This window comes from Cytobacillus sp. SAFR-174, from assembly GCF_051964675.1.
Lineage (GTDB): Bacteria > Bacillota > Bacilli > Bacillales > Cytobacillaceae > Cytobacillus.
In genome coordinates, this window is the sequence record NZ_JBQCMZ010000020.1 from 78,493 (window position 1) to 85,583 (window position 7,091).

The following is a 7,091-nucleotide window of genomic DNA, read 5'->3' on the forward strand; positions in this document are numbered from 1 at the left end:
ACTATCCACCTTTCTCTTCTTGAATAAGGATGTCCTGTATTCTTAAATACAAAAACAGGATTATCATACATCAAAGTCAGACTTCCGTCAACAAATAGGGATATAGAAAAGATGGAAGCTGCCATATATAAAAATATGCATAAGGGAGCTCAGGAGTTCCCTTATGCATATGAATTGTGCTTTTTACTCTTTTAATCCCATTTCACTCTCAACAACAGCAGCAATGCGCTCTACATATGACGCACATAGTTCACCTGTTGGCGCTTCTGCCATGACGCGGACCAACGGCTCTGTTCCGGAAGGACGGACAAGAATGCGGCCGTTTCCGTTCATTTCTTCTTCAACCTGTGCAATGACTTCTTTCACTTTTTCATTGTCTGTCACATGATGCTTGTCTGTTACACGGATATTCACAAGCTTCTGCGGGAATTTCTTCATTTCGTTTGCAAGCTCAGATAATGGCTTTTTAGTTACCTTCATAATGTTCACAAGCTGAAGCCCAGTCAAAAGTCCATCTCCTGTAGTGATGTAGTCAAGGAAAATAATATGTCCTGACTGTTCTCCGCCAAGGTTATAGCCATTCTTCTTCATTTCTTCCACAACATAGCGGTCACCTACAGCTGTCTGCACACTTTCGACCCCGTTGGCTTCCAGTCCTTTATAGAAACCAAGATTGCTCATGACAGTAGAAACGACTGTGTTCTGCTTAAGTCTTCCCTGTTCTTTCATGTATTTTCCGCAAATATACATGATTTGGTCTCCATCCACAATATCGCCATTTTCATCAATAGCGATCAAACGGTCTCCGTCTCCGTCAAAAGCCAGACCAACATCTGCTTCTCTTTCCTTTACAAAGGCAGATAGTGCCTCAGGATGAGTAGATCCGACTCCTGCATTGATATTTAAGCCATTAGGAGATGCGCCCATCATGGATAGATCTGCATCAAGGTCAGCAAATAAGTGCGTTGCCAGCGGCGATGTAGCTCCATGCGCACAATCAAGCGCAATGTGAATGCCGGAGAAATCTTCATCAACTGTCTGCTTTAAGTATTGAAGATATTTCTGTCCGCCTTCAAAGTAATCATTTACCTGCCCCAGGCTTCCTCCGACTGGTCTTGGAAGCTGATCTTCTGCCATATCCATTAATTCCTCAATCTCCGCTTCCTGATCATCGGAAAGCTTAAACCCATCCGGGCCAAAGAACTTAATTCCGTTATCTTCAACCGGATTATGAGAAGCAGAAATCATGACTCCGGCCTCTGCCCCCAAGGCTTTTGTTAAATAAGCAACACCAGGCGTTGAAATGACTCCAAGGCGCATAACTTCTGCTCCAATTGATAATAGCCCAGCTACAAGTGCGCCTTCCAGCATATGGCCTGAAATACGGGTATCCCGGCCGATTAATACTTTCGGACGATCATGGTCTTTCGTTAATACATAACCCCCAAAGCGGCCCAGCTTAAAGGCCAGCTCCGGTGTCAATTCACTATTTGCAACTCCGCGTACTCCATCTGTACCGAAATATTTACCCATTTTATAATCGCTCCTTCTAACTTTAAAAACTATACTAAGCTTCTTCTTTTTTTGTTATCGTTATGGTCGCTTTACCTGCAGCAGGCTTTATATCCATATCTGTAGGGCCGTCTACGTTGATTGGCACCTCATGATCACCTTCTCCAAGGTCTGCCAGGCTCAAATACAGATTAAAATCGTCCGCTTTGAGATCTTGAACTCTGCTGCTTTTCCCGGTAACCGTAATACTTGTTCTTCCGGAAGCCGGATTTTTAAGGACTGCTTCATATTCTTCTGATAAGCCGGCTAAGTTAATGGCAAGGCTGGAAAAGGTCTTGGTTACCTCCTGATCCTGTGCCTGTGCCTGTGTTTCTTCGGCAGGCTCCTCTGTGTTTTCCTCTTCTTCTTTTCCTGCATTTTCCTCAGTGCTGACGTCAATGGACGCCTTCACTGTTTTAGGATCTACTGCTGAAATGCCATCCGGAATAATAACCGGCAGGGTTAGCACAGTATCTTTCTCAATCTTGCTGACATCTACCTCTACCCTGACACTTTCAGTTTCATTCAAAATATCTTCCCGGCCCGTTATAGAAGCCTCATTAACATCAAGTTTAATCGAATTAATGGTTACCCCATCTTGCGTTTCCCCGTTCCGGACGATCGTAACAGGCACCGTCTTGCTTAACTGCTTAACCGGAACTGTTACCCGAATGGCCTGAGGCTCCACAATGACATCAAGCTTATTCATCTCACGGTCCAATACCCTGACTGTTGCATCATCAGCGATTGTCTCAGTTATAGGACCCTTGACATCAAGAGTTGCTTTAACAAAACTGATCCGCTCGATTACTTCTTTGGCTCCCGTGATTTTAACCGTCTTTGGTTCTGCAGATGCCGCTTCAGCCGTATAGCCCTCACCAAGAAGGCTATTATTAAATTCTGCATCCACTTTAAATTCCTGGGTGACTTTTTCGTGGACGGTCACATCTGCATATTGAGGATTAATGGTCACATCCAGTTTATCTGAGATATCACGAATCTTAATTTCTACTCTTTGGGAGCCAATTTCTGCATCTGTCAAATCTACATATACTTCAAAGTTCTGCTGTTTTTTCGCTGACTCAAGGTGACTTTTTGGGCCCTCCAAACTCAAATCAACTGTATCCGGTGTACCGGTTACGACCAGGTTTTCCGTATCATAATAGCTTTTCACCGGGACATCTTCAATAATGGCTGAATCCTGCTGGCCCGGAACATTTATTTCCTTTAATTCCTTATCTGCATCATACACAGAGTCAAAAAGAAAAAGGGCAAGAATCAAGGCAACAATCTTCATAAACCAGCGGGTGTCTACCATTTTATCAATTAACTTATCCATTCTTTTTCCCCCTCCAGTTCCAAAGACCTGAAGAAGTCTGCTTTATTTTCTGCTGAACAAGCAATTCACTTGAAAGCATATCTTTAAATGCCTCAGCCTTTAAGTCACGGTGCAGCTCCCCGTTTTTGGTTAAAGAAACACTTCCTGTTTCCTCAGAAACGATAATGGTAATGCTGTCAGTTACTTCACTTATGCCTAAAGCAGCCCTATGTCTGGTGCCCAGTTCTTTTGAAATGAAAGGACTTTCTGACAAAGGCAAATAACAGGCTGCTGCCGCCACACAATTCTTTTGAATGATAACGGCTCCATCATGCAGCGGTGTATTCGGTATAAATATATTAATCAGGAGCTCAGATGAAATTCTGGAATCCAGCCCAATACCGGTTTCAATATAATCGTTCAGCCCTGTTTCCCGCTCAACTGAAATTAGCGCACCAATGCGCCGTTTAGCCATATAATCTACAGCCTTCGCAATAGACTCGACCAGTTTCTCCTGATTTTCCTCCTCCTGATTAGCAGTCCTTGAGAAGAACCTTCCTCTTCCCAATTGCTCCAGTGCTCTTCGCAGCTCCGGCTGGAAAATGATTATGATGGCCAGAAATCCCCATAAAAGCACTTGCTCCATCATCCATCCTAATGTTTGCAGATGGAACTTGTCGCTTGCTACTTTAACCAGGATAATGACAAAAATCCCCTTCAGCAATTGGACAGCCTTTGTTCCTTTAACAATCATTATGAGTTTATAGATGACGTACCAGACAAGGAGAATGTCTATTGTATTAGCCAACAATTTCAAAATAGAGAAATCCGCAAACGACATTATCCTTCCTCCAAATATATATTTCAAAAGCAAAAATGCCTAATGTTCCTTTATGTAACTTTCATATTATATCATATTCATCGCTAATTCCAATTTTGAAACAGCATATGCCATCTGGAAAATTCAGCATTGTCATTTGCATACTAAGAATCCCTGCTTTATAGCAGGGATTCTCTATATTATTGACTACTTTTCTTTGTCTGTCTCTCCGGTTTCAAAGACATTTACAGCATCCTTAGCTGCCGTTTTGATGTGATACCACAGCCATTCGAATATGGCATCAACCTCTTCGATTTCTCCAGTAACCTTGCCGGCCGAAGCCATATACCGCTGGCCATTGATGACCGTAACATTCCCCTCGATCTCGCCCTGAATTTCCAAGTCGCCGTTCTTAACCACTACATCACCTTTTACCACTTCACCTTCAGGGACAATCACCTTATCGTTTTGAACCACAAGGTTGGGCTGCTTAGAAACGGATAATTGGTGATCCTGATCCCAGGAAGAGGCGACGCTTCCCATCATCAGAACAAGAAAGAGTGACGCCGCCGTTAAAAGCGGATGATGCCTGAACCAGCGCTGAACCCCGACTTTCCGTTTTTCTTTTGGCAATTTAGCCATAACATTTGCCGTGAAATTTTCAGGTGCCTGTATATGTGAAGTGCTTTGGACTAAAGCGATCGTTTTCTTTAATTCATGGAAATGAGTTTGACACTCCACGCAGGTTTGCAGATGTGCCCTTAATTCCTTCTCATGTTCGGCTGAGATCTCTTCATCTAGGTACTCGTGCATATAAACAACCATTTCTGCTGGACATTTCAAAGTTCTCACCCTCTTTATTAAACATATCTTAATTGATTTCTAAGAGCTTCCCGGCCTCGGTGAATCCGGGTCTTTACGGTTCCCAATGGAAGATCGAGTGTTTCACTGATCTCGTTCAGCGATAATTCTTCAATATATTTTAAAACAATAACCGAACGATATTTCTCAGGAAGCTTCGAGATTTCTCTTTGGATTGTTTCCTGCAGTTCCAGGCTTTCTACATCATCCTCCGGCAGCCTCGCATCTGAAGCGATTTGAGAATACATGTTCAGTCCATCCGTTCCGGCGACCTCTGCATCCAGATAATAATCAGGTTTCTTTTTTCTGATTCTGTCTATACAAAGGTTAGTGGCAATCCGATAGAGCCATGTGGAAAATTTCAAGTCAATATTAAAGCTGGCAATATTTACATAAGCTCTTAAGAAGGCCTCTTGAGCGATATCCTCCGCCTCATGCCTGTTTCCCAGCATTCTGTAGCAAATCTGAAAAACTTTATCTTTGTATATTTCAACAACTTCAGCATAAGCATCCTGGTCGCCTTTTAATACTTGCTTTATCCTCTTCTTTACGATTGTCTCCATTTTTTTACCTCCGCTCCAGTGCGGCTAATCGATAATACGAATCGATAGCGGAAAAGGTTTCGTTTTAATTAAAAAAACATTCAATTTCTATATTAGCAAATTTTTACTTATTCTGGTTTAATTTTTTTCTTTTAGGGTATAAAAGTACTAAATTTATTGAAAAGGGTTGGTTGCGGTGTGTGTTAAGGAATTATTGAGAGATATTGAGGACTGCCGGACAAGAATGATTCAATTAGCAGCTTCCGGATCTTTTACAGATCACATGGTAGTTGATGTCAGCATTAAACTCGATGAACTTCTAAATAAATATTATACACTTACAGCAAAAAAATGAGCAGAACTTGTCTATGTTCTGCTCATTTTTATTTTCCTTTATTATAGAAGCTTCTCGCCAAATAGTGAACCCATAAGCGCAACTGCTACAGTAGCTGTTTTGTTCTTGTCATCCAAAATAGGATTAACCTCTACAAATTCAGCCGATGTAATGATTTGTGCTTCTGCAAGCATCTCCATGGCCAAGTGGCTTTCACGGTAGCTGATGCCGCCAATAACCGGAGTTCCAACACCTGGTGCATCATGCGGATCCAGCCCATCTAAATCAAGAGACAGATGAACACCATCTGCATTTCTCTCTTTTAAATATGTAATAGACTCTTCCATAACCTTTGTCATTCCAAGTCGGTCAATTTCATGCATGGTGTACACTTTAATGCCCTTTTCCTTAATAAGCTCCCGTTCTCCTTCATCCAATGACCTTGCCCCAATAATAACAATATTCTCGGGCTTAACCTTTGGACCATATCCCCCAACATTGGTTAAAAGCGGATGGCCCATACCCAGGCTTACAGCAAGTGGCATGCCATGAATGTTTCCTGAAGGTGACGTCTCAGCAGTATTTAAATCCCCATGGGCATCATACCAGATTACCCCAAGATTCGTATAGTGCTTTGATACCCCTGCCAATGTTCCAATCGCGATGCTATGGTCGCCTCCGAGCACTAATGGAAAAGAACCGTCTTTTATGGCGTGATCAACTTTTTCTGCAAGCATTTCTGTTTTTTCAGCAATAAGGTGTAAGTTTCGAAGATTTGAATTTGGATCGATTTGAACCTCCGGACGGCCGATAGCAATATCGCCTTGATCATGGATTTCTTCAAATAAACATTTTAAACGTTCATTCACTCCGGCATACCGAATCGCACTTGGCCCCATATCCACACCGCGTCTCATCTGGCCAAGATCCATCGGCATCCCAATTATCGATAATTTCTGTCTATTCATAATACAAGTCCTCCCTTTCCCTTCATATATACATTTTAACCGCTTTCAAACACATGACTCAACTCGACAAAATTGTGTATATATATACGGCTGCCTGGGGTGAAGGTCCTGTTTTTCCGATATTTATAAAAAAAAATCCTTAAACCACACGGATTTAAGGATTGGTATATTATGTATGCTGGTGGAGCCTAGCGGGATCGAACCGCTGACCTCCTGCGTGCAAAGCAGGCGCTCTCCCAGCTGAGCTAAGGCCCCATTTGGAGCGGAAGACGGGATTCGAACCCGCGACCCCCACCTTGGCAAGGTGATGTTCTACCACTGAACTACTTCCGCAGCTTATTTGTATTTACAAGTAAGACCTTCAGGATTCGATTCCCAAGGTCTGCGTTTTTCTATAAAGTGAGCCATGAAGGACTCGAACCTTCGACCCTCTGATTAAAAGTCAGATGCTCTACCGACTGAGCTAATGGCTCATGATGAGTGATGTTTCCTAAAGCCTGATTCAGCTGAGTCAGATGTTCCAAAACACTGCGTGTTTTGTCACAGATTGCTATTCGGGTGAAGTAACTCACTGATGCTGCAATCTGCTCTACCGACTGAGCTAATGGCTCGTTCTCATGAAAATGGCTGGGCTAGCAGGATTCGAACCTGCGAGTGACGGAGTCAAAGTCCGGTGCCTTACCGCTTGGCTATAGCC

Annotated in this window: 7 protein-coding genes and 3 tRNA genes; 1 reads left to right on the top strand and 9 read right to left on the bottom strand. The window is 42.8% G+C overall.

Annotated elements, in window-relative coordinates:
- Window positions 1–183: 183 nt before the first annotated feature.
- From glmM to sigW, 5 genes are all read right to left on the bottom strand, one after another.
- Window positions 184–1,533, bottom strand: coding sequence for a phosphoglucosamine mutase (glmM, locus tag ACTHRG_RS18540; RefSeq protein ID WP_035331918.1), 1,350 nt, complete (start codon window positions 1,531–1,533; stop codon window positions 184–186).
- A gap of 34 nt (window positions 1,534–1,567) precedes the next feature.
- The gene (locus tag ACTHRG_RS18545) at window positions 1,568–2,890 is read right to left on the bottom strand and encodes a CdaR family protein (protein WP_440231757.1); all 1,323 of its coding nucleotides are present in this window, start codon (window positions 2,888–2,890) and stop codon (window positions 1,568–1,570) included.
- Window positions 2,883–3,710 (bottom strand): diadenylate cyclase CdaA, encoded by an 828-nt coding sequence (gene cdaA, locus ACTHRG_RS18550; RefSeq protein ID WP_076262545.1) that lies wholly within the window; start codon window positions 3,708–3,710, stop codon window positions 2,883–2,885. The genes ACTHRG_RS18545 and cdaA overlap by 8 nt, the downstream gene beginning before the upstream one ends.
- 186 nt (window positions 3,711–3,896) lie before the next feature.
- Window positions 3,897–4,532 carry a zf-HC2 domain-containing protein gene (locus tag ACTHRG_RS18555; RefSeq protein WP_440231758.1) on the bottom strand — a complete coding sequence of 212 codons (636 nt, stop codon included), beginning with the start codon at window positions 4,530–4,532 and terminating at the stop codon, window positions 3,897–3,899.
- Between the two features lie 17 nt (window positions 4,533–4,549).
- Window positions 4,550–5,113 (bottom strand): RNA polymerase sigma factor SigW, encoded by a 564-nt coding sequence (sigW, locus tag ACTHRG_RS18560; RefSeq protein WP_061794087.1) that lies wholly within the window; start codon window positions 5,111–5,113, stop codon window positions 4,550–4,552.
- A 175-nt stretch (window positions 5,114–5,288) separates the two neighbouring features.
- Here sigW and ACTHRG_RS18565 point away from each other — a divergent pair, with 175 nt between their 5' ends.
- Window positions 5,289–5,447 carry an aspartyl-phosphate phosphatase Spo0E family protein gene (locus ACTHRG_RS18565; RefSeq protein WP_076262539.1) on the top strand — a complete coding sequence of 53 codons (159 nt, stop codon included), beginning with the start codon at window positions 5,289–5,291 and terminating at the stop codon, window positions 5,445–5,447.
- Between the two features lie 41 nt (window positions 5,448–5,488).
- Here ACTHRG_RS18565 and rocF read toward each other — a convergent pair whose 3' ends face one another.
- The 4 genes from rocF to ACTHRG_RS18585 all read right to left on the bottom strand — a co-directional run bounded on the left by rocF (window position 5,489) and on the right by ACTHRG_RS18585 (window position 6,867).
- Window positions 5,489–6,394, bottom strand: a complete 906-nt coding sequence (gene rocF / locus ACTHRG_RS18570) for an arginase (RefSeq protein WP_076262537.1) — start codon at window positions 6,392–6,394, stop codon at window positions 5,489–5,491.
- A gap of 179 nt (window positions 6,395–6,573) precedes the next feature.
- A tRNA-Ala gene (locus ACTHRG_RS18575) sits at window positions 6,574–6,649 on the bottom strand.
- 3 nt (window positions 6,650–6,652) lie between these two features.
- Window positions 6,653–6,727: transfer RNA gene (locus tag ACTHRG_RS18580), tRNA-Gly, on the bottom strand.
- 67 nt (window positions 6,728–6,794) lie between these two features.
- Window positions 6,795–6,867 (bottom strand) — tRNA-Lys (locus ACTHRG_RS18585).
- Window positions 6,868–7,091: the final 224 nt, after the last annotated feature.

Excerpts from the sequence above, each read along its gene's own strand:
- glmM (WP_035331918.1), bottom strand. The coding sequence starts at position 1,533 with ATGGGTAAATATTTCGGTACAGATGGAGTACGCGGAGTTGCAAATAGT.
- ACTHRG_RS18545 (WP_440231757.1), bottom strand. The coding sequence starts at position 2,890 with ATGGATAAGTTAATTGATAAAATGGTAGACACCCGCTGGTTTATGAAG.
- cdaA (WP_076262545.1), bottom strand. The coding sequence starts at position 3,710 with ATGTCGTTTGCGGATTTCTCTATTTTGAAATTGTTGGCTAATACAATA.
- sigW (WP_061794087.1), bottom strand. The coding sequence starts at position 5,113 with ATGGAGACAATCGTAAAGAAGAGGATAAAGCAAGTATTAAAAGGCGAC.
- rocF (WP_076262537.1), bottom strand. The coding sequence starts at position 6,394 with ATGAATAGACAGAAATTATCGATAATTGGGATGCCGATGGATCTTGGC.